This window comes from Streptomyces sp. L2, assembly GCF_004124325.1.
In the GTDB taxonomy this organism is placed as follows: domain Bacteria; phylum Actinomycetota; class Actinomycetes; order Streptomycetales; family Streptomycetaceae; genus Streptomyces.
On the sequence record NZ_QBDT01000001.1, the window covers coordinates 489,288 to 510,038 of the forward strand.

The 20,751-nt window shown below is 72.5% G+C and carries 19 protein-coding genes; 10 read left to right on the forward strand and 9 right to left on the reverse strand.

The genetic code is table 11. From position 1 onward, the window contains the following. The first annotated feature begins 78 nt into the window (after positions 1-78). The 4 genes from egtA to egtD are packed head-to-tail and all read left to right on the forward strand — an operon-like array spanning position 79 to position 4,515. Positions 79-1,455: an ergothioneine biosynthesis glutamate--cysteine ligase EgtA gene (gene egtA / locus DBP14_RS02240; RefSeq protein WP_129305364.1), complete on the forward strand. Its 1,377-nt coding sequence runs from the start codon at positions 79-81 to the stop codon at positions 1,453-1,455. Next, positions 1,452-2,777 carry an ergothioneine biosynthesis protein EgtB gene (gene egtB / locus DBP14_RS02245; protein WP_129305365.1) on the forward strand — a complete coding sequence of 442 codons (1,326 nt, stop codon included), beginning with the start codon at positions 1,452-1,454 and terminating at the stop codon, positions 2,775-2,777. The genes egtA and egtB overlap by 4 nt, the downstream gene beginning before the upstream one ends. Next, positions 2,777-3,556: an ergothioneine biosynthesis protein EgtC gene (gene egtC / locus DBP14_RS02250; RefSeq protein WP_129305366.1), complete on the forward strand. Its 780-nt coding sequence runs from the start codon at positions 2,777-2,779 to the stop codon at positions 3,554-3,556. The genes egtB and egtC overlap by 1 nt, the downstream gene beginning before the upstream one ends. Next, positions 3,553-4,515: an L-histidine N(alpha)-methyltransferase gene (gene egtD, locus DBP14_RS02255; protein ID WP_129305367.1), complete on the forward strand. Its 963-nt coding sequence runs from the start codon at positions 3,553-3,555 to the stop codon at positions 4,513-4,515. Before egtC ends, egtD begins: the two co-directional genes overlap by 4 nt. Positions 4,516-4,549: 34 nt before the next feature. On the opposite strand, the gene DBP14_RS02260 is transcribed toward egtD, so the two are convergent. After that, positions 4,550-5,803, reverse strand: a complete 1,254-nt coding sequence (locus DBP14_RS02260) for an extracellular solute-binding protein (RefSeq protein ID WP_129305368.1) — start codon at positions 5,801-5,803, stop codon at positions 4,550-4,552. Between the two features lie 282 nt (positions 5,804-6,085). Between DBP14_RS02260 and DBP14_RS02265 the strand changes: the two genes are divergently transcribed. Next, positions 6,086-6,301, forward strand: coding sequence for a dodecin (locus DBP14_RS02265; RefSeq protein ID WP_129305369.1), 216 nt, complete (start codon positions 6,086-6,088; stop codon positions 6,299-6,301). A 37-nt stretch (positions 6,302-6,338) separates the two neighbouring features. Here DBP14_RS02265 and DBP14_RS02270 read toward each other — a convergent pair whose 3' ends face one another. Next, positions 6,339-6,830 carry a hypothetical protein gene (locus DBP14_RS02270; protein WP_129305370.1) on the reverse strand — a complete coding sequence of 164 codons (492 nt, stop codon included), beginning with the start codon at positions 6,828-6,830 and terminating at the stop codon, positions 6,339-6,341. 240 nt (positions 6,831-7,070) lie between these two features. Between DBP14_RS02270 and DBP14_RS02280 the strand changes: the two genes are divergently transcribed. From DBP14_RS02280 to DBP14_RS02290, 3 genes are read left to right on the forward strand one after another with little or no spacing between them, the layout of a single operon-like run. After that, positions 7,071-8,087, forward strand: coding sequence for an LLM class flavin-dependent oxidoreductase (locus DBP14_RS02280; RefSeq protein WP_129305372.1), 1,017 nt, complete (start codon positions 7,071-7,073; stop codon positions 8,085-8,087). A gap of 38 nt (positions 8,088-8,125) precedes the next feature. Further along, positions 8,126-8,314, forward strand: coding sequence for an antitoxin (locus DBP14_RS02285; protein ID WP_129305373.1), 189 nt, complete (start codon positions 8,126-8,128; stop codon positions 8,312-8,314). A 6-nt stretch (positions 8,315-8,320) separates the two neighbouring features. Continuing rightward, positions 8,321-10,651 carry an excinuclease ABC subunit UvrA gene (locus tag DBP14_RS02290; RefSeq protein ID WP_129305374.1) on the forward strand — a complete coding sequence of 777 codons (2,331 nt, stop codon included), beginning with the start codon at positions 8,321-8,323 and terminating at the stop codon, positions 10,649-10,651. 176 nt (positions 10,652-10,827) lie between these two features. Here DBP14_RS02290 and DBP14_RS02295 read toward each other — a convergent pair whose 3' ends face one another. Genes DBP14_RS02295 through DBP14_RS02305 form a run of 3 tightly spaced genes read right to left on the reverse strand, consistent with a single transcriptional unit; the run spans position 10,828 to position 14,196 of the window. Further along, positions 10,828-11,577 carry a succinate dehydrogenase/fumarate reductase iron-sulfur subunit gene (locus tag DBP14_RS02295; protein WP_129305375.1) on the reverse strand — a complete coding sequence of 250 codons (750 nt, stop codon included), beginning with the start codon at positions 11,575-11,577 and terminating at the stop codon, positions 10,828-10,830. Continuing rightward, a complete protein-coding gene (locus DBP14_RS02300) occupies positions 11,574-13,523 on the reverse strand; it encodes a fumarate reductase/succinate dehydrogenase flavoprotein subunit (protein WP_129305376.1) in 1,950 nt (649 codons plus the stop codon). The genes DBP14_RS02295 and DBP14_RS02300 overlap by 4 nt, the downstream gene beginning before the upstream one ends. A gap of 1 nt (position 13,524) precedes the next feature. After that, positions 13,525-14,196, reverse strand: coding sequence for a succinate dehydrogenase (locus tag DBP14_RS02305; protein WP_129311634.1), 672 nt, complete (start codon positions 14,194-14,196; stop codon positions 13,525-13,527). A 120-nt stretch (positions 14,197-14,316) separates the two neighbouring features. Here DBP14_RS02305 and DBP14_RS02310 point away from each other — a divergent pair, with 120 nt between their 5' ends. Then, on the forward strand, positions 14,317-15,207 hold the full coding sequence (locus tag DBP14_RS02310) for a LysR family transcriptional regulator (protein ID WP_129305377.1): 891 nt from the start codon (positions 14,317-14,319) through the stop codon (positions 15,205-15,207). Positions 15,208-15,484: 277 nt separating this feature from the next. Here the strand turns inward: DBP14_RS02310 and DBP14_RS02315 are convergent, their stop codons facing one another. The 4 genes from DBP14_RS02315 to DBP14_RS36340 form a co-directional block, all read right to left on the reverse strand. Beyond that, a complete protein-coding gene (locus DBP14_RS02315) occupies positions 15,485-17,629 on the reverse strand; it encodes an EAL domain-containing protein (protein WP_129305378.1) in 2,145 nt (714 codons plus the stop codon). Continuing rightward, entirely contained in the window at positions 17,626-18,438 is an 813-nt protein-coding gene (locus DBP14_RS02320; RefSeq protein ID WP_129305379.1) for an SAM-dependent methyltransferase, read from the reverse strand. The genes DBP14_RS02315 and DBP14_RS02320 overlap by 4 nt, the downstream gene beginning before the upstream one ends. 285 nt (positions 18,439-18,723) lie before the next feature. After that, positions 18,724-19,689 (reverse strand): SCO0930 family lipoprotein, encoded by a 966-nt coding sequence (locus DBP14_RS02325; RefSeq protein ID WP_129305380.1) that lies wholly within the window; start codon positions 19,687-19,689, stop codon positions 18,724-18,726. A gap of 622 nt (positions 19,690-20,311) precedes the next feature. Next, positions 20,312-20,587, reverse strand: coding sequence for a hypothetical protein (locus DBP14_RS36340; RefSeq protein WP_206739191.1), 276 nt, complete (start codon positions 20,585-20,587; stop codon positions 20,312-20,314). 4 nt (positions 20,588-20,591) lie between these two features. On the opposite strand from DBP14_RS36340, the gene DBP14_RS37220 reads away from it, so the two are divergent. Further along, entirely contained in the window at positions 20,592-20,720 is a 129-nt protein-coding gene (locus DBP14_RS37220) for a hypothetical protein (protein WP_277752683.1), read from the forward strand. Positions 20,721-20,751: the final 31 nt, after the last annotated feature.

Below are 20,751 nucleotides of genomic sequence, written 5' to 3' on the forward strand. Positions count from 1 at the left end.
TCTTGGGTGGGACGAGTGCCTGCCCGGCGCACGGAAAGCCGGGCCGGTGGCATGGTGGAATCTCAGGAGGATCCCGACATGTCCGATTCACTGAACGACGGTGACGGCTGTACGCGGCGCCGCACCGCCGTCACCGAGGCCGAGGTGGAGGCCCTGGTCAGGGGCATCTGCTTCAAGACAGGTCCGCCCCGCACCCTCGGGGTCGAAGTGGAATGGCTCGTCCACGAGCTGCGGCTGCCGCAGCTCCCGGTGACAACCGAACGACTCGAAGCGGCCTACGCCGCCCTGCGCACCGTACCCCTGGGTTCGGCCCTCACCGTCGAACCCGGCGGCCAGCTGGAGCTCAGCTCGCCGCCCGCCGCCTCCTTGATGGAGTGCGTCGGCACCGTCTCCGCCGACCTGGACGCCGTCCGCGCGGTCCTCGCCGAGGACGGCCTCGGACTCGTCGGCGTCGGCCACGATCCCTGGCACACGCCCCGCCGGTTCCTGCGCGAACCGCGCTACGACGCCATGGAGACGTGCCTCGACCGGACCGGCACCGCCGGCCGGCACATGATGTGCACCTCGGCCTCCGTCCAGGTGTGCCTGGACGCCGGGTACGAGGAGCCCGGACCGCTCGGCCACGAGCGGCGCTGGTGGCTGGCGCACCAGCTGGGCCCGGTCCTGGTGGCCGCGTTCGCCAACTCCCCGCTGGTCGGCCGGGAACCGACCGGCTGGCGGTCCACCCGGCAGCTGCTGTGGATGGAGATCGGCCCCGGACGGGCCGGCGCTCCCCCCGCGCAGGCGCAGCCGCGGGCCGCCTGGGCCCGGCACGCGCTGGACGCGCCGGTGATGTGCGTCCGCCGTGACGCCGGCCCGTGGGACGTGCCCGAGGGGCTGACCTTCCGGGAGTGGACCCGCTCCGGGGCACCCCGGCCGCCCACCCGGGCGGACCTCGACTACCACCTGACCACCCTGTTCCCGCCGGTCCGCCCGCGCGGTCACCTGGAGCTGCGCATGATCGACGCGCAGCCGGGCGACGACGGCTGGATCGTACCGCTCGCGGTGACGGCGGCGCTGTTCGACGACCCGGAGGCCGCCGAGACCGCGCACCGCACGGTGAAGCCGCTCGCCGAGCGCGCCGGGGACCGGCCCGCACCGCACAACCCGCTGTGGATCGACGCGGCCCGGCACGGGCTCGCCGACCCCGAACTGCACGAGGCCGCCGTCGCCTGCTTCGCGGCGGCGCTGGAGGCCCTGCCCCGGCTCGGCGCCACCACCGAGGTGACCGACGCCGTGGCCGCTTACGCGGACCGCTACGTCCGGCGGGGCCGCTGCCCGGCCGACGACCTGCTGGACCACCTGCGGGCGGCGGGCCCGCCCGGGGTGGACCCGCTCGCACCGGACCCGGACCGCACACGGCCTCGCTCGACCGGGGGCGCCGCCGCCCACGGGAGGAAGGACATCCGCACATGACCGCCCCCGAGACCGACACGCCCGCCACCGAGACCCTGCGCGAGCGGGCGCTCGCCTCGCTGCTCACCGCCCGCGACCGCACCACCCTGCTCACCACCTGCGTCGAGGAACCCGACCTCACCGCCCAGCACTCGCCGCTGATGTCCCCACTCGTGTGGGACCTCGCGCACATCGGCAACCAGGAGGAACTGTGGCTGCTGCGGGCGGTCGGCGGCCGGGAGGCGATGCGGCCCGAGATCGACGGACTGTACGACGCCTTCGAGCACCCGCGGGCCGAACGCCCCTCGCTGCCGCTGCTGCCGCCCGGTGAGGCCCGCCGGTACGCGGCCGAGGTGCGGGGCCGGGCCCTGGATTTGCTGGAGGGCGCGGACTTCACCGGCACCCGGCTGACCGAGGCCGGCTTCGCCTTCGGGATGATCGCCCAGCACGAACAGCAGCACGACGAGACCATGCTGATCACCCATCAGCTGCGCACCGGCCGGCAGGCTCTGACCGCGCCCGACCCGGAACCGGCCCCGCCGTTCACCGGGCCGGCCGAAGTCCTGGTCCCCGGCGGCCCGTTCACCATGGGCACCTCCACCGAGCCCTGGGCGCTGGACAACGAGCGTCCCGCGCACCCGGTGGACGTGGCACCGTTCTGGATCGACACCACCCCGGTGACGAACGCGGCGTACCAGGCGTTCATGGAGGACGGCGGCTACGGCACCGAGCGCTGGTGGACGCCTGAGGGCTGGGCGCACGTCCGGCAGCACTCCCTGACCGCCCCGCAGTTCTGGTACCGGGAGGGCGGCCAGTGGCTGCGGCGCCGCTTCGGGATCACCGAGGTCGTCCCGCCGGACGAGCCCGTGCTGCACGTGTGCTGGTACGAGGCGGACGCCTACGCCCGCTGGGCCGGACGCCGGCTGCCCACCGAGGCGGAGTGGGAGAAGGCGGCCCGGCACGACCCGGCGACCGGCCGCTCGCGGCGCTACCCGTGGGGCGACGCCGAACCGGCGCCCGAGCACGCCAACCTGGGCCAGCGGCACCTGCGGCCCGCCCCGGCCGGCAGCTACCCCGCCGGTGAATCACCGCTTGGCATACGGCAGTTGATCGGCGACGTGTGGGAGTGGACGGCGAGCGACCTCCTGCCGTACCCGGGCTTCACGGCGTTCCCGTACAAGGAGTACTCGGAGGTGTTCTTCGGTCCCGAGTACAAGGTGCTGCGCGGCGGTTCGTTCGCCGTGGACCCGGTGGCCTGCCGGGGCACCTTCCGCAACTGGGACTACCCGATCCGCCGGCAGATCTTCTCCGGGTTCCGCACCGCCCGTTCGGAGAGCGTCTGATGTGCCGTCACCTGGCCTTCGTAGGGCCCGAGGAGCCGCTGGGGCGGGTGCTCGTGGAGCCGCCGCACAGCCTGCTGCGGCAGTCGTGGGCGCCGCGGCGGCAGCGGTACGGCACGGTCAACGCCGACGGCTTCGGCGTGGGCTGGTACGCACCCGACGATCCGGTGCCGGCCCGCTACCGGCGGGCCGGACCGATCTGGGCCGACCTGTCCTTCGCCGACCTGGCCCGGGTCGTACGCTCGGGTGCCGTGCTCGCCGCCGTACGGGACGCGACCCTGGCGGGCGCGGACGCCGAGGCGGCTGCGGCGCCGTTCGCGGACGGGCGGTGGCTGTTCAGCCACAACGGCGCGCTCACCGGCTGGCCGCACTCGGCGGCCCCGCTGGTGCCCGCGCTGCCCCCGGCCGACCTGCTGTCGCTGCGGGCGAGCACCGACTCCGCGTTCGTGTGGGCGCTGGTGCTGCACCGGCTGCGGCGGGGCGACGAGCCCGACCGGGCGCTCGGGGACACCGTGGCCCGGCTGGCCGCCGCCTGCCCCGGCTCCCGCCTGAACCTGCTGCTCACCGACGGCACCACCATCACCGCCACCACCTGGGGCGACACCCTCTGGTACCGCACGGAGCCCGGCCTGCGCACGGTCGTCGCCTCCGAGCCGTACGACGACGACCCGCTCTGGCAGGAGGTCCCCGACCGCACGCTGCTCACCGCGACCCGCGCCGGTGTACTGCTCGCGCCGGTCGAGGACCCGGAGGCCGCATCCCGTAAGGAGCCCTGTTCGTGAGTCCCCTGCACGTCACCCGCACCCTCCCCGAGGACGCCACCGACGCCGCCCTGCGCGCCGACGTCCGCCACGGCCTCACCTCCTCCCCCAAGTCGCTGCCGCCCAAGTGGTTCTACGACGCCCGGGGCAGCGAGCTGTTCGACGAGATCACCGGACTGCCGGAGTACTACCCGACGAGGGCCGAGCGGGAGATCCTGGCCGGCCGGGCCGGGGAGATCGCCGCCGCGAGCGGCGCCCGCACCCTGGTCGAACTCGGCTCCGGCTCCTCGGAGAAGACCCGCTACCTGCTGGACGCGCTCACCGGCCTGAAGGCGTACGTTCCCGTCGACGTCAGCGAGAGCGCGCTCACCCGGGCCGGGGAGGCGCTCGTCGCCGACCGCCCGGACCTCGACGTGCACGCCCTGATCGCCGACTTCACCGCCCCCCTTGCCCTGCCCGAGACGCCCGGCCCCCGGCTGGTGGCCTTCCTCGGGGGCACCATCGGCAACCTGCTGCCCGCCGAACGGGCCGCGTTCCTGTCCGCCGTACGCACCCTGCTCGCGCCGGGCGACGGGCTGCTGCTCGGCACCGACCTGGTCAAGGACGAGGCGGTGCTGGTCCGGGCCTACGACGACGCGGCCGGGGTGACGGCCGCGTTCAACAAGAACGTCCTCGCCGTGATCGACCGCGAGCTGGGCGCCGACTTCGATCCCGGCGCCTTCGACCACGTGGCCCGGTGGGACGCCGACCGGGAGTGGATCGAGATGCGGCTGCGCTCCCGTACGGCGCAGACCGTGAAGATCCCCGCACTGGACCTCGCCGTGCACTTCGCGGCCGGCGAGGAGCTGCGCACGGAGGTGTCGGCGAAGTTCCGCAGGGACGGCGTCACCGGGGAACTCGCGGCGGCCGGGATGGAGTTGACCCACTGGTGGACGGACAAGGCGGGCCGCTTCGCCCTGTCGCTGAGCGTGGCGCGGTGAACGGGCGACCGCCGGCCGCCGTGGGCTGCCCGGACTACAGCTGCGGGGTGAGCAGTTCGGTGATCTTGTGCGAGGCGCCGCGGGCCTCGGTCGCCGGGTCCGCCCCGCCCAGCACCTTGGTCATGTAGCCCTTGATCGGGTTGTCCGCCTCGACGGCGGCCCAGTCGGGCGTGTTGGGGGTCGCCCGGCCGTGCGCGGCGCCCGCCGCCATGGCGGCGACCCCCTGCTCGCCGGCCACCTTGCCCGCCAGCGACGGCTTGTTGGGCACGTAGTTCATGGTGCGGGCGAGTTCGGTGTCCCACTTCGCGCCGGTGAGCGCCCCGACGACGGCGGTCGCCGCGTACGGGATGTCGGTGTTCTGCGGGACGACGAGGTCGGAGCCGCCGGTGAAGACGGTGCCGGGCCGGGCGGCGGTCTTGCCCGGGACCGGGAAGAACCCGAGTTCGCCCTTCAGATCCGGGTTCTGCTGCACGATGGACTGGGCGAGCCCGGGTACGCCGATGATCTGCGCGACGCCGCCGGCGGCGAACACCTTGGCCTGCGGCGGGTGTTCCTCGTCGGAGTCCGCCGGGCCCCGGCCCAGGGCCTGCAGCTTCCGGTAGAACTCCATCCCGCGCAGCGCGGCCGGGGTGTCCAGGGTCCCCTGCCAGCGGTTCTCGCGCTGCACGGCGAGGTCGCCGCCCTCGTCCCAGACGAACCCGGCCAGGGTGTACCAGTCCTGTCCGGCGAGGTAGATGCCCTGCCGGCCGCCCGTGTTCAGCTTCTCGGTGTCGGCGATCCACTGCGCGCGTGTCCTGGGCGGGGTGGTGATGCCGGCCTGCTCGAAGAGGTCCTTGCGGTAGACGACGACGCGGTTGGCCGCGTACCAGGGGATGCCGTACTGCTGGCCGCCGTCCTTGCCGGGGGCGGCGAGGCCGGGCAGCCAGTCCTGGCTGCCCCAGTCGCGCATCGACTCCAGGGTCAGGTCGGTGAGCCGGCCGTCGTCGACGTACTGCGACACCTGCGTGTTGCCGACCTCGATGACGTCCGGGCCCTTCCCGGACTCGGCCTTCAGCGCCGTGTGCACCTTCGCCCCGATGCCGGTCCATTCCTGGATGCGGATGTCGAGGCGGAGGTCGCTGTGGGCGCGTTCGAAGTCCTCGGTGAAGCGCTGGAGGAACTGCGGGGAGGCGCTGCCCTTCATCAGCCACACCGTGACGGTCTGCCGGTCGTGCCCGCCCGGCAGCAGCCCGCAGCCGCTGACGAGGGAGCCGGTGACACAGAGGAGTGCGAGCAGACGACGTCTCACGAGGGGTCCTGTTCTGTCTGGGTGGTGCGGACAGGGAAGGGGGCCCGGCGTGGGGGGGGCGAGTCCGGAGGCTCGTACGGGTGTGGCTGGAGTTTGGTATGGACCAATGCGGACGTCAAGTGCCTATCGATGATCCGGGGGCGACGCCTCGCGGACCGGGCGCGGATACGGCACCGTGGAGTGAGCCGTGACATGTCCGTCACGGCGGACGTGCGGCGTCCGGCACGGCGTGTCCGGACGCGGCCGGCCGGCCCCGCCGCACGGCGGAGAGGAGCAACCCGAATGTCGAACCACACCTACCGGGTCACCGAGATCGTCGGCACCTCCCACGAGGGCGTCGACCAGGCCGTCCGCAACGGCATCAACCGTGCCGGCCAGACCCTGCGCAACCTGGACTGGTTCGAGGTGACCCAGGTCCGGGGCCAGATCGAGAACGGGCAGATCGAGCACTGGCAGGTGGGTCTGAAGGTGGGGTTCCGCATCGACGACGAGGGCTGACCCCGCGCCGCCCCCGCCCCCGCCCCGGCTCCTGGCGTCAGGTGCGCCCCTCGCGCTCCTGGACGTCCTCCAGCACGGTGGACCGGCCGGTCCACCGTGCCCGTACGACGGTGAATCCGGCGGCCTCCGCGTCGTCGCAGACGAGCGCGTCGTCGTCGACGAGGACCCGGATCTCCCGCTCACGCGCGAGCCGCCGCAGGATCTCCAGCTTGGTGTACCGGGCGGGCCTGCGGTCGGCGTTGCCCCGCATGTGCACCGGCCCCTCGGGCAGGCCATGGGCGGCGAGCCAGTCCACGGTGTCGCGCCGGCAGCGCTCGGGCCGCCCGGTGAGGTACACGAGGTCGCACTCCCGCGCGCTGTCGAGCGCGAGGGCGACGCCCTCGGCGAGCGGCGGGTCGTGCGGCGCGGCGGCGAAGAACGCGTCCCAGTTCCGCGGCCGCTCCGTCAGGAAGTGCTGGCGGTGCGCGGTGTCGGCGAGGGTGTTGTCGAGGTCGAACACGGCGAGCGGCCGCTGCTGGCTGTCGGTCACGGGCCCACCCTAGTGCCCCGGCAGGCGACGTTTGCCCGTGAAGGAGCGGCGTCCGGTGCGTGCTCTCGGTGTGCCGGCCGGAAGTCCTCGTACTGGATGTACTTGGGCTTTCGGCCGGTGCGTCGAGAGGGCGTGCCGGGCGTCGCGACGGGGCGAACGTCGCCTGTTGGGGCACTAGCCAGCGGTGCTCGGGCGTGGGGCTTCGGGAATCCTGGGGCGGCCGCGGTGTTGAACCCTGGTGTGAGTGCACTGATCGCCCGGACCCCGTTCTCCGTCCTGGACCGCTCCCGCATCCGGGAGGGCCGCCCGCCCGCGGAGGCGCTGCGGGACACCGTCGCGCTGGCCCGGGAGGCGGAGGCGCTCGGCTACCACCGCTTCTGGGTCTCGGAGCACCACGGCGTGCCCGGGGTCGCCGGGTCCGCGCCGACCGTGCTGGCCGCGGCCGTGGCCGCCGCCACCCGAACGATCCGCGTCGGCACGGGCGGGGTCATGCTGCCCAACCACCAACCCCTCGTCGTCGCAGAGCAGTTCGGCGTGCTGGAGTCGCTGTTCCCGGGCCGGATCGACATGGGCCTCGGACGTTCGGTGGGCTTCACCGGCGGGGTGCGCAAGGCGCTGGGCCGGGACAAGGACGACGCGGAGGACTTCGCCACACAGGTCGCCGAGCTGCTCGGCTGGTTCGCGGGGACCTCACCCACGGGGGTGCGGGCCCGCCCTGCGGAGGGCCTGCGCGTGCCGCCGTACCTGCTGGCCATGGGCGAGGGCGCGCGGATCGCCGCCGACGCGGGGCTGCCGATGGTCATCGGTGACCTGCGCGACCGTGAGCGGATGCTGCGCGGCATCGACGTCTACCGCTCGGCGTTCCGGGCGTCGCCCTGGGCGCCGGAGCCGTACGTGGTGATCTCCGGTTCGGTCGCGGTCGCGGCGACCTCGCGGGAGGCGCGCCGGCTGCTGGTGCCGGAGGCGTGGGCGGCGGCACACGCGCGCACGCACGGCACGTTCCCGCCGCTGGCACCGGCCGACGACATCGAGCGGCGCACGATGACCGCGAAGGAGCGCGAGCTGTACGACGCCGCGCTCGCCGGGCACATCGCCGGCACCGAGGAAGAGGTCGCGGACGAACTGGAGTCCGTGCTGAAGGAGACGGGCGCGGACGAGGTGCTCGTGACGACGAGCAGCTACGACCGTACGGCCCTGCTGGACTCCTACCGGCGGCTCGCCGCCGTCTCGAGATGCGAACCCGGCGCGGGGCGGTGACCCTGGAGGGGAAGCCTCAAGCTACGAGGAGGGCTGCCATGTCCGTCATGGACAAGCTCAAGCAAATGCTCAAGGGCCACGAAGACCAGGCCAGCAAGGGCATCGACAAGGGTGGCGACATGCTCGACGAGCGCACCCAGGGCAAGTACAGCTCGCAGGTCGACACCGCGCAGGACAAGCTGAATGAGCAGCTCAGGAGGGACCAGGACCAGCCTCCGCAGCCGTAGCGGGTAGTGCACAGCCCCCACGATCCGTACGTCCGCGTCCGCGGCGCCCGTGAGCACAATCTCCGGGGCGTCGACGTGGACATCCCCCGGGATGTGCTGGCCGTGTTCACCGGCGTGTCCGGCTCGGGGAAGTCGTCCCTGGCGTTCGGCACCGTCTATGCCGAGGCCCAGCGACGCTACTTCGAGTCGGTCGCGCCGTACGCGCGCAGGCTGATCCACCAGGTCGGGGCGCCCAAGGTCGGTGAGATCACCGGGCTGCCGCCCGCGGTGTCGCTGCAGCAGCGCCGCTCGGCCCCCACCGCGCGCTCCTCCGTCGGCACGGTCACCAACCTCTCCAACTCCCTGCGCATGCTGTTCTCCCGCGCCGGGACCTATCCCCCGGGCGCCGAGAGTCTCGACTCCGACGCGTTCTCGCCGAACACGGCGGCCGGCGCGTGCCCCGAGTGCCAGGGCCTCGGCCAAGTGCACCGCACCAGCGAGGAGTTGCTGGTCCCCGACCCCGGGCTGTCGATCCGCGAGGGCGCGATCGCCGCCTGGCCGGGTGCCTGGCAGGGCAAGAACCTGCGGGACATCCTCGACGCGCTCGGGTACGACGTGGACCGGCCCTGGCGCGAACTGCCCGCCGAGGCACGGGAGTGGATCCTGTTCACGGACGAGCAGCCGGTCGTCACCGTGCACCCCGTCCGGGACGCCGACCGCATCCAACGCCCTTACCAGGGCACGTACATGAGCGCCCGGCGCTATGTGCTCAAGACCTTCTCGGACACCAAGTCTCCCACGCTGCGAGTCAAGGCGGAACGCTTCCTGACCGCCGTCCCCTGCCCTGCGTGCGGCGGCAGCAGACTGCGGCCCGAGGCGCTCGCCGTCACCTTCGCCGGCCGGACCATCGCCGAGCTGGCCGCCATGCCCCTGACCGGCCTGGCCGGGCTGCTGCACGGCGACTCGGAGACGGCCCGCGTCCTCACCGAGGACCTGAAGTCCCGGATCACGCCGGTCGTCGAGCTGGGACTCGGTTACCTCAGCCTCGACCGGGCGACCCCCGCCCTCTCCGCCGGCGAGCTGCAACGGCTGCGACTGGCCACCCAGTTGCGCTCCGGGCTGTTCGGCGTGGTGTACGTCCTGGACGAGCCCTCGGCGGGACTGCACCCGGCCGACACCGAGGCGCTGCTGGCGGTGCTGGACCGGCTCAAGGCGGCCGGGAACTCGGTGTTCGTCGTGGAGCACCAGCTGGAGGTGGTGCGCGGCGCCGACTGGGTGGTGGACGTCGGCCCGGGCGCGGGCGAGCACGGCGGGCGGGTGCTCTACAGCGGGCCGGTGGCCGAACTCGCCTCGGTCGAGGACTCGGCGACGGCACGCCACCTCTTCGACGAGGCGCCCGGACCGGCTCGTGAGGTCCGTGAGCCGCGCGGCTGGCTCCAGGTCGGTCCGGTGACCCGGCACAACCTGCGGGAGGTGACGGCCGGGTTCCCGCTCGGCGCGTTCACGGCGGTCACGGGTGTGTCCGGCTCGGGCAAGTCCACCCTGCTCGGCGCGCTGACCGAGGACCTCACGGGCGTGGACCGGCTGGTCCGGGTGGACCAGCGGCCCATCGGCCGCACCCCGCGCTCCAACCTGGCCACCTACACCGGCCTGTTCGACGTCGTACGCAAGGTGTTCGCCGCCACCGACGACGCACGGGAACGCGGGTACGGCGTCGGCCGGTTCTCCTTCAACGTCGCGGGCGGCCGCTGCGAGACCTGCCAGGGCGAGGGCTTCGTCAGCGTGGAACTCCTCTTCCTGCCGAGCACCTACGCGCCCTGCCCGGACTGCGCGGGCGCCCGCTACAACCCGGAGACCCTCAACGTCACGTACCGGGGACGGAACATCGCCGAGGTCCTGGACCTGACGGTGGAGGGCGCGGCGGAGTTCTTCGCGGACACGCCGGCGGCGGCCCGCAGCCTGGCCGCGCTGCTCGACGTGGGCCTCGGCTACCTGCGGCTGGGCCAGCCCGCCACCGAGCTGTCCGGCGGCGAGGCGCAACGCATCAAGCTGGCGAGCGAACTCCAGCGGGGCCGCCGCGGCCACACCCTCTACCTCCTGGACGAGCCGACGACCGGCCTGCACCCGGCCGACGTCGAGGTCCTGATGGACAGGCTGCACGCCCTGGTCGACGCCGGCCACACCGTCGTCGTGGTCGAGCACGACATGACGGTGGCCGCGGACGCCGACTGGATCATCGACCTCGGCCCGGGCGGCGGCGACCGGGGCGGCCGCATCATCGCGTCCGGCCCACCGTCCGAGGTGGCGGCGGCAGAAGGCAGCGCGACGGCACCGTACCTGGCGCGAGTCATGCCCTGACCCTGCCGACGAAAGCCAGACGGGGCCGGGAATGAGCACCACACCCGACCCCGCCCGTCCGCCACTACGACGAACGTCCACAACAGCGCCCCGAAAGGGGCGCGGGGCTGTGTCTGACAGCGGCTCCGCCGCGTGGGCGCGACCAGCCACAGCGGGGCCCGCACCCCCGAACGGCGCTACCGCTTACCTACCTTCCGGGCAGCCCGCAACCACTCCTTGTTCATGCTCGTGATGGAGACAAGCGGAATCCCCTTGGGACAAGCGGTGGCACACTCGCCCGCCAGCGTGCACCCCCCGAACCCCTCGGCGTCCATCTGCGCCACCATGTCCAGCACCCGCGTCTCCCGCTCCGGCGCCCCCTGCGGTAGCACGTTCAAGTGGTTCACCTTCGCCGAAGTGAACAGCATCGCCGCCCCGTTGGGACACGCGGCCACACACGCCCCGCACCCGATGCACTCCGCGTGCTCGAACGCGGACTCGGCGTCCGCCTTGGGCACGGGCGTCGCGTGGGCCTCGGGTGCGGAGCCGGTCGGGGCGGTGACGTAGCCGCCGGCCTGGATGATCCGGTCGAAGGCGGACCGGTCGACGACGAGGTCCTTGACGACCGGGAACGCGGAGGCCCGCCAGGGTTCGACGTCGATCGTGTCGCCGTCGCGGAAGGACCGCATGTGCAACTGGCAGGTGGTGGTGCGTTCGGGGCCGTGCGCGTCGCCGTTGATGACGAGGCTGCACGCGCCGCAGATGCCCTCGCGGCAGTCGTGGTCGAAGGCGACCGGTTCCTCGCCGCCGAGGATGAGCTGTTCGTTGAGGACGTCCAGCATCTCCAGGAAGGACATGTCGGGTGAGATGCCGTCCACGTCGTAGGTGGACATGGCGCCGTCGGCGTCGGCGTTCTTCTGCCGCCAGACGCGCAGGGTGAGCCTCATGCGTAGCTCCGCTGGGTGGGGTGGACGTACTCGAAGACCAGGTCTTCCTTGTGCAGGGTGGGGGCCTCGCCGGTGCCCGTGAACTCCCAGGCGGCCGTGTAGCCGAACTCGCCGTCCTTGCGGGCCGCCTCGCCGTCGGGGGTCTGGGACTCCTCGCGGAAGTGGCCGCCGCAGGACTCGGTGCGGTGCAGTGCGTCGAGGCAGGTCAGCTCGGCGAGTTCGAGGTAGTCGACGATGCGGTTGGCCTTCTCCAGGGCCTGGTTGAGTTCCTCGCCGCTGCCGGGGACCTTGACGCGCCGCCAGAACTCCTCGCGGATCTGGGGGATGCGTTCCAGGGCCTTGCGCAGCCCGGTGTCGGTGCGGGCCATGCCGCAGAACTCCCACATGAGTTCGCCGAGTTCGCGGTGGAAGGAGTCGGGGGTGCGGTCGCCGTCGACGGAGAGGAGCAGGTTGAGACGGTCCTCGGTCTCCGCCAGCACGTCCTGGACGACGGGGTGGTCGGCGGTGAGGCCGTCGTCGAGCGGGTTGCGGGCCAGATAGTCGTTGATGGTGGCCGGCAGGACGAAGTAGCCGTCGGCGAGGCCCTGCATGAGGGCGGAGGCGCCGAGGCGGTTGGCGCCGTGGTCGGAGAAGTTGGCCTCGCCGACCGCGAACAGGCCGGGGATCGTGGTCTGGAGGTCGTAGTCGACCCACAGGCCGCCCATCGTGTAGTGCACGGCGGGGTAGATCCGCATCGGCACCTCGTAGGGGTTCTCCGCGGTGATCCGCTCGTACATCTCGAAGAGGTTGCCGTACTTCTCCTCGACCCTCTTCCTGCCCATCCGCTGGATGGCGTCGGCGAAGTCCAGGTAGACGCCCTGGCCGCCGGGGCCCACTCCCCTGCCCTCGTCGCAGACGTTCTTCGCGGCGCGGGAGGCGATGTCGCGGGGCACCAGGTTGCCGAAGGAGGGGTAGACGCGCTCCAGGTAGTAGTCGCGCTCGTCCTCGGGGATCTGGTGGGGCGGGCGGGTGTCGCCCTTGGCCCTGGGCACCCAGATGCGGCCGTCGTTGCGCAGCGACTCGCTCATCAGGGTCAGCTTGGACTGGTGGTCGCCGGTGCGCGGGATGCAGGTGGGGTGGATCTGGGTGAAGCAGGGGTTGGCGAAGTACGCGCCGCGCCGGTGCGCCCGCCATACGGCCGTCGCGTTGGAGTTCATGGCGTTGGTCGAGAGGTAGAAGACGTTTCCGTAGCCGCCGGAGGCCAGGACGACGGCGTCGGCGAAGTAGGTGTCGATCCTCCCGGTGACCAGGTCGCGGGCGACGATGCCGCGGGCCCGGCCGTCGACGGTGATCAGGTCGAGCATCTCGGTGCGCGGGTGCATCTCCACGTTGCCGGCCGCGATCTGCCGGGACAGCGCCTGGTAGGCGCCGAGGAGGAGCTGCTGGCCCGTCTGGCCGCGGGCGTAGAAGGTGCGGGAGACCTGGACGCCGCCGAAGGAACGCGTGTCGAGCAGGCCGCCGTACTCGCGGGCGAACGGCACGCCCTGGGCCACGCACTGGTCGATGATCTCCACCGAGATCTGGGCGAGGCGGTGCACGTTGGACTCGCGGGAGCGGAAGTCGCCGCCCTTGACGGTGTCGTAGAACAGGCGGTGGACCGAGTCGCCGTCGTTGCGGTAGTTCTTCGCCGCGTTGATGCCTCCTTGCGCGGCGATGGAGTGGGCGCGGCGCGGGGAGTCCTGGTAGCAGAACTGGACGACGTGGTAGCCCTGTTCGGCCAGGGTCGCGCCGGCGGAGCCGCCCGCGAGTCCGGTGCCGACGACGATGACCGTCTTGCCGCGCCGGTTGGTGGGGTTGACGAGCCTGGCCTCGAAGCGGCGCCTGTCCCAGCGCTCGTGGATCGGTCCGGCCGGGGCCTTGGTGTCGGCGACCGGGTCACCGGTCGCGTAGTCGGCGTAGGAGGTCATGTCAGCTCACCACTCCGGTCATCACGCCCACGGGTACGGCGATGAAGCCGGCCGTGAGCAGTACTGCGAGAACGTTGGCGACGGTCTTCAGGGTGCGGTCGCGCCTGCGGCTGCCGACGCCGAGGGTCTGGGCGGCGCTCCAGAAGCCGTGCCGGATGTGCAGGCCGAGCGCCAGCATGGCCACGATGTAGATCACGTCGCCGTACCAGGTGGAGAAGGTGTCCACGACGTTCTGGTACGGGTGGCCCTCCTGGAAGCCGCCGGAGTGCACGGTTCCGGTGGTCAGGTCCAGGATGTGCCAGACGATGAACAGGGCGAGGATGATGCCGCCCCAGCGCATGGTGCGGGTGGCGTAGCTCGCCCTGGGCCTGCTGTGGACGTACCGGCTGGGGCGGGCCTTGAGGTCGCGGCGGCTGAGCTGGTACGCGGAGACCGCGTGCGCCACGACCGCGACGATCAGGACAACGCGGATCAGCCACAGCGTCCACTCGTAGTGCATGAAGGGCTCGCCGACCGTGCGCAGCCAGTGCGCGTAGTGGTTGAACTCCCCCGCCCCGAAGAAGATCTTCAGGTTGCCGATCACGTGCGCGATCAGGTACAGCAGCATGATCATGCCGCTGACCGCCATGACGGTCTTCTTGCCGACGGTGGAGTCCCACACGGTCCGCGCCATGGACGGCCGTCGGTCCGTCCGCGTTACCAGAGCCATGACACAGCACGCTAGGGCCGGAGGGCGCGATCGGTCCAAGACATGGTCCGGCTTGTTTCCATAGCCTATGGCTATGCTGGCCTCATGCAGTTCCAGCAGCTCCAGTACTTCGTCGCGGTCGCCGAGACCCGGCACTTCACCCGGGCCGCCGAGCTGGTCCATGTCGCCCAGCCGTCGTTGTCGCAGCAGATCAAGGCGCTGGAGCGGGAGCTGGGCGCCGATCTGTTCCTGCGCGCCCGGGGCAACATCACCCTCACGGCGGCGGGCGAGGCGCTGCTGCCGCTGGCCCGGCGGATCCTCGCGGACGCGGACACGGCGCGGCAGGAGGTGCAGGAACTGGCGCAGCTGCGGCGCGGGCGGGTACGGCTCGGCGCGACGCCGAGTCTGTGCACGGGGCTGCTGCCGGACGTGCTGCGCGCCTTCCACGACCGCTACCCGGGCGTCCGGCTGCTGGTCGAGGAGGGCGGCTCGCACGACCTGGTCCGGGAGCTGGCGCGCGGTGCGCTGGACCTCGCGCTGGTCGTGCTGCCGCTGCCGGCGCCGGCGCCCGCGCTGACCACCGTGGAGCTGCTGCGGGAGGACCTGGTCGTGGTGTCCTCACCGGAGGCGCCGGCGCCGGGGCACGGCGGGCGCGTGGTCGGCATCGCTGATCTGGAGGGTGAGCGGCTGGTGATGTTCCGGCACGGGTACGACCTGCGGGAGCTGACCGTCGCCGCGTGTCGCTCCGCGGGGTTCGAGCCGGAGTTCGCGGTGGAGGGGGGCGAGATGGACGCGGTGCTGGGGTTCGTGCGGGCGGGGCTGGGGGTGGCCGTGGTGCCGCGGATGGTCGCTGCGCGGGCCGGTACCGGGCTTCGGGTGACTCCGTTGGCACGGCCGGGGCTGGACCGGGTGATCGCGCTGGCGCACCGCAGTGATGTGGCTCCGCCGAGGGCTGCGCGGGAGCTTCAGCGGATGTTGATTGAGCGGGGTGGGTAGCTTTTCGCCGGGTGCGTTCTGCGTGGTGCCTGTGTGATCCCGGGTGCGGGTGCGTTGTGGCTTGTCGCGCAGTTCCCCGCGCCCCTTGGGGGTTGGGCCGTCTCGGGGTGAGAAGGCACCGTCACTTGGCTTGTCGCGCCCGCGCGCGGAGCCGCATATCGATACAGCCCCTCGCCCCTGAGGAGTTGCGCCCTCTCGGGGTTGAGAGGGCACCCTCGGCTGGCTACGGGGGGGTGCCGCCCTCTCCGGGTGAGCGGGCGCCGTCTCCTGGGCTGCTTCAGCCTGTTGCGTCTGCCAGGGCCAGGTCGTGCAGGCGGTCTGGGGGGCCCGGGCGGGCGTAGTACCAGCCTTGGGCTGTGTCGCAGCCCAGTATGCGGAGTTGTTCGGCCTGGGCTCCTGTTTCGACGCCCTCGACGGTGACCGTGAGGTCGAGGCTGTGGGCGAGGGAGACGATGCCTTCGACGATCTTGAGGTCGACGGGGTCCGCCGGGAACTGCTGCATGCCCTGGGTGAAGGAGCGGTCCAGTTTGAGGATGCTCACCGGGAGGCGGCGCAGGTTGGCGAGGTTGGAGTAGCCGGTGCCGAAGTCGTCGAGGGCGATGTCGACGCCCATCTCGGCCAGTCGGCGCAGGGGTTTGAGGAGGTCGTCGTCGGCGCCGATCAGGGCGGACTCGGTGACTTCCAGGCAGAGGGCGTCCGGGGCGACGCCGGCGCGTTCGAGGATGTCGACGGTGTCCTGGACGAGGCCGGGATGGGTGAGCTGGCAGGGCGAGAGGTTGACGTTGATGCGCAGCGGGCCGCCCGCGGTGTGCTCGCCGTACCGCTCGCGCCACGTGCGGGCCTGCCGGACGGACTCCTCCAGGACCCAGCGGCCGAGCGGCACGATCAGGCCGGTGTGCTCGGCGAGCGGGATGAACCTGTCGGGGCCGAGGATGCCGTGCTGCGGGTGCAGCCAGCGGACCAGCGCCTCGGCGCCCCGGACGCTGCCGTCGCCGAGGTGCACCAGCGGCTGGTACTCGATGAAGAACTCGCCGCGGTCCAGGGCCGTCGGCAGCGCGGTGGTCAGACCGTGCCGGGTGATGGCGCGGGCGTCGGCCTCGGCGTCGGCCAGCTCGATCCGGTTGCCGCCCGCCGACTTGGCCCGGTACATGGTGATGTCCGCGCTGCGCAGCACCTCCGCCGCCGTGCGCTCCCCGGCCGGGCCCTCCACGATGCCGAGACTGCCGCGGACCAGCAGGTCGCGGCCGTCGATGCTGATCGGGGTGACCAGCGCGCTCATGATCTGCTCGGCGAGTTCCTCGACCGTGCGCCGCCCGGCGGGGCCGGTGGTCAGCGCGACGAACTCGTCGCCGCCGAGCCGGGCGACCATCTCGCCGGGCGCGGTCGCGCAGGACTGCAGCCGGTCGGCGACCTCCACCAGCAGCCGGTCGCCGGCCGCGTGCCCGAGGCTGTCGTTGACGGTCTTGAAGCCGTCCAGATCGAGGTAGCACAGGCCGAACCGCTGGCCCTCGCTCGCGTTCAGGGCCTTCTCCAGGCGCTCGAAGAACAGCGTGCGGTTGGGCAGGCCCGTGAGGGCGTCGTGGGTGGCCTCGTAGCGCAGCCGGAGGTTGAGCAGCCGCCGTTCGGTGGTGTCCTCCATCAGGGCGAGCTGGTACTGCGGTTCGCCGTCGGCGTCGCGCAGCAGAGAGACCGTCAGGTTGGTCCACAGGACCGTGCCGTCGGGCCGGTTGAACGCCTTCTCCATGTGGAAGTGCTCGCGTTCGCCGCGCACGAGTTCGTCGTACAGCCGCCAGGTCTGGGGGGCGTCCTCGGAGTGCTTCCAGTCCGTCACCCGGCGGCCCCGCAGGGAGTGCTCGGGGAGCCCGAACATGCGCAGCAGGGCCTGGTTGACCTGGAGGATGTTGCCGTCGAGGTCGGCGATGCCGATTCCTATGGCCGCGCCCTCGAAGACCGCGCGGAAGCGGGCCTCGCTGGCGTGCAGCGCCTGGGCGACCACGCCCTGGGCCTTCAGCGCGGCCTGGGCGATGGCCTCCTGCTCGGCGAGGGTGCGCTCGCGCAGCGCCTCCGCGTACCCGGCGGCCATGGCGTGCTGCAACCGGGAGGAGCGGATGCGCAGTTCGTCCTGGGGGCCGTCACCGCCGCAGTAGAGCACCAGGTAGGCATCGACGCAGTCGAGGGTGCGGGCGAGCGCCTCCGGGTCCGTGCAGTGCGCCTGGACGAGGGCGGCGCCGACCGCCTTCGCCTCGCCGGCGGCGAAGCCGCGGGCCCGCAGCAGCTCGCTCAGCCGGCGGGCGAGCGGGAGCAGCTGTTCCTCGAACTCGGCGCGCGTCGACGACGTCGACGTCACCGGGAACAGCGCCCGGCTCCAGATCGTCGTCAGCCGGCGCAGTCTGTCCTCCGGGCCGTCCGGCTCCGCGCTCACGCCGTACGCCCCACGCCGGCGAATCCGGAGTAGGCGAACGGATCCTCGTCCTCCGGCTCGGACTCCGGGCGCCAGCGCGGCATCGGCACCAGTCCGGGTTCCACCATGTCGTACCCCTCGAAGAACCCCGCGATCTCCTCGCGCGAGCGCATGATCAGCGGGTTGCGAATGTCCTTGTATACGTCCACCGCGCCCTCGGCCCGCTCCGGAGGCAGCGGGATTCCCTCGTACGAGGCATGCGTGAGGATCAGCAGGCTGCCGGGGGCGAGTGCCGCGCGCAGCTCGGCCACCGCGGCGTGCGGGTCGTCCGTGTCTTCCACGAAGTGCAGTATGGCAACGAGGAGGAGGGCCACTGGACGGTTCAGGTCGATCAGCCGCTCCACCTGGGGGCTGGCGAGTATCTCGTGCGGCTTGCGCAGGTCCGCGGCGACGACGTCAGCGGCGGCGTCGCCCGCCAGGACCGCCTGGCTGTGCGCCACGGCCACCGGGTCGTGGTCGACGTAGACCACGCGGGCGTCCGGGGCGGCGGCGCGGGCCACCTCGTGGACGTTGCCGAACGTCGGGATGCCGGAACCGATGTCGAGGAACTGGGTGATGCCCTCACCGGCGGCGTAGCGCACGGCCCGGCGCATGAACGCCCGGTTCGCCTGCATGATCTTCGGCAGGCCCGGCAGGAACTCCATCGCCTTGCGGGCCGCTTCCCGGTCGACCTCGAAGTTGTGCGAACCGCCCAGGTAGTAGTCGTAGATACGCGAAACGCTCGGCACCGAGATGTCGATGCTCCGGGGGGCCCAGGCGGGACGCTCCATGTATCTCTCCAACGCGTAGACGGCAGGGACAGGCGATCCGGTGTTCGAGCTGAGGCTACTGATCGCCCGCCAATGGAGCGACCCGAACCGGAAATTGACCGTCCGTTCCCGGTCACTGCCTGCGGGAAGTGCCCGCGCGTGCGCGCTGGGTGACGACGGGCGCCGTCCGGCGAGCGCACAGCGGTCCGCCCCCTCCGTGCGGCGCGGAGGGGGCGGACCTTCGGTCGGGTGCCCGGGCGGGCGGGTGATCGGCCCGGACGGGCGGTCGGCCCGGACGGGTGATCCCTACTTGCCGGGCGCGCCGACCGGCTTGCCGGAGGGCGAGACGGCGTACCACGTGCCGCCCACACCCTGGCCGTTGGTGTCTCCGGCGGCCTTGTCACCGGAGAAGGTGTAGATCGGCCAGCAGTCGACGGTCATCTGCCGGGTTCCGTCGGGCCTGGTGAAGCCCATCAGGCCCTTCTTCTGGATGCCCTTGGTGTCGCCGCTCTCGACGGGCGCGACGGCCGGCCACTTCTCCAGGCAGGAACCGGAGCAGTTGGAGACGGACTTCGGCCACGCCTTGTCCTTGAGGAAGCGGTAGACAGTCATGCCGTTCTTGTCCACGACGATGTCCCCGAGCTTGGGGTCCTTGCGGACGGACAGACCGGGCAGGTCCGACAGTTTGGCCTTCTTGCCGTCCGGCGCCATGGCGAACCACTTCCCGCCCACGCCCTGCCCGTTGACGTCACCGGAGTTGACGTCCTTGACGTAGCGGTAGGCGGGCCAGCCGCCGATGGTGAGCTGCTTGCCGCCGTCGGCCCGGGTGACCTCGCCGAGCAGGGCCTTGTCGATGCCGGCGCCGGCCTGGGCGTCGTCGGCGGGCACGGGCGGCCAGGTGGTGGCGCAGTCGCCGGCGCAGTTCGACTTGGGCGGATTCGCGGTGTCCTTGTCGAAGCGGTACAGGGTGAGGCCGGAGCCGTCGGACACCACGTTGCCCAGGTCGGGGTTGGCGGCCACGGTGAGCTTGCCGACGGGGGCCGCGGGGGCGGAGGAGGCCGAACTCTGGTTGCCGTCGGCGCCGTAGCCGTTGCCCGCGCCCGTCCCGGCACCGGTGCCCGGATTGCCGTAGCCGCCCGGTACGGCCGTGGCCCCGACGTTCTGGGCGGCCGAGGACGGAGTGGTGGTGTTGTCCTGACCGCACGCCGTCGTCAGCGTCAGCACCGCGGCGGCCGTGGCCACCAGTGAGGCGGTCCGCCAGGAGGTATTCATCGTCAACTCCCCATGATTCGCATGGCAATTGCAGCTCGCCTTGGTGCGCCGCCGCACGGCCATGGGTACGCGGGGCGGGGGTGGTTGCGTTCAACGGGCGCGAAATTTTCTTCGGCGGACCTGCGCCGGGGGCCGCGCCCGGTCCGTGCCGGGGGCCGCGCCGGGGCCGCGCCAGGTCGGCCTCCCGGGCTCGTACGGACGTCCATATCCGGCCAGTCCGGCCCTTTGGTCCGTCAAACCGCTGATCCTGTCTTATCCCTCCTTCGGATCATTCCTGCCGTACTCCGGCGTGCGACCGCTCGCGACTGCCCATGATCGTCGTCGTGCATGCACCCGAAGTGACCCGACGCGCGCCCGCCACACGGGCGTTGGCCCTGCTGGCGTTGACGTGGACCCTCGTGGGCTGCCCGGTCGGCAGCGCGTCGGCCGACGCCTGCGCGTACGCCTCGACGGGCCCCGACGGCACGGTGGCGGTGGCCGTCGCCGGCGGCGGCCACCACGGCCCGCCCGGGGACCACGGGCACCACGGCGGCCATGACGGTCACGGTGACCACGGAGGTCAAGGAGGTCACGGCGGCCATGACGGTCGCGGGCATCACGGTCACGGCCCCCACGGACCCCATCACCACTGGCCCGCTCCCCCGCCGTGCCCCGAGCCGACCCCGCCGCCGTGCCCGCCGACTCCCACCCCTGCGCCCACGCCGACTCCGACGCCCGTACCCACACCGACGCCGGTCCGGAAGCCGCCGCCGGCCGAGCCGGTTCCGAAGCCGCGTCCCACCCCGACGCCGAAGCCCCCGCCCGCGCCGAGGCCGGCCGCCCGGCCGGCTCCGCCGCCGCCCCCGCCGGCCCCGGCGCCGAAGCCGCCGGCCAGGCCCCGCCCCCGGCCCACCGTCACCCCGGTGAGCTACCCGGCGTACCACGCGCGGCCCACGCCGCACTCGGCGCCCGACCCGACCACACCCGTCACCTACGTCCTGCTCATCACCGTTCCCGCGATCGTCGCCGTCGCGGCGCTGCGCCCGCGCTGACGCGCCGGACCGCTCACCTAAGGAGTCACCC

Bases quoted from the DNA above. Each gene is read 5' to 3' on its own strand.
- egtA (WP_129305364.1), top strand. From the start codon at position 79: ATGTCCGATTCACTGAACGACGGTGACGGCTGTACGCGGCGCCGCACC.
- DBP14_RS02305 (WP_129311634.1), bottom strand. From the start codon at position 14,196: ATGGCGCGGACCGTGTGGGACTCCACCGTCGGCAAGAAGACCGTCATG.
- DBP14_RS02295 (WP_129305375.1), bottom strand. From the start codon at position 11,577: ATGAGGCTCACCCTGCGCGTCTGGCGGCAGAAGAACGCCGACGCCGAC.
- DBP14_RS02325 (WP_129305380.1), bottom strand. From the start codon at position 19,689: ATGAATACCTCCTGGCGGACCGCCTCACTGGTGGCCACGGCCGCCGCG.
- DBP14_RS02285 (WP_129305373.1), top strand. From the start codon at position 8,126: ATGTCCGTCATGGACAAGCTCAAGCAAATGCTCAAGGGCCACGAAGAC.
- DBP14_RS02300 (WP_129305376.1), bottom strand. From the start codon at position 13,523: ATGACCTCCTACGCCGACTACGCGACCGGTGACCCGGTCGCCGACACC.
- egtC (WP_129305366.1), top strand. From the start codon at position 2,777: ATGTGCCGTCACCTGGCCTTCGTAGGGCCCGAGGAGCCGCTGGGGCGG.
- DBP14_RS02265 (WP_129305369.1), top strand. From the start codon at position 6,086: ATGTCGAACCACACCTACCGGGTCACCGAGATCGTCGGCACCTCCCAC.
- DBP14_RS02320 (WP_129305379.1), bottom strand. From the start codon at position 18,438: ATGGAGCGTCCCGCCTGGGCCCCCCGGAGCATCGACATCTCGGTGCCG.
- DBP14_RS02310 (WP_129305377.1), top strand. From the start codon at position 14,317: ATGCAGTTCCAGCAGCTCCAGTACTTCGTCGCGGTCGCCGAGACCCGG.
- egtB (WP_129305365.1), top strand. From the start codon at position 1,452: ATGACCGCCCCCGAGACCGACACGCCCGCCACCGAGACCCTGCGCGAG.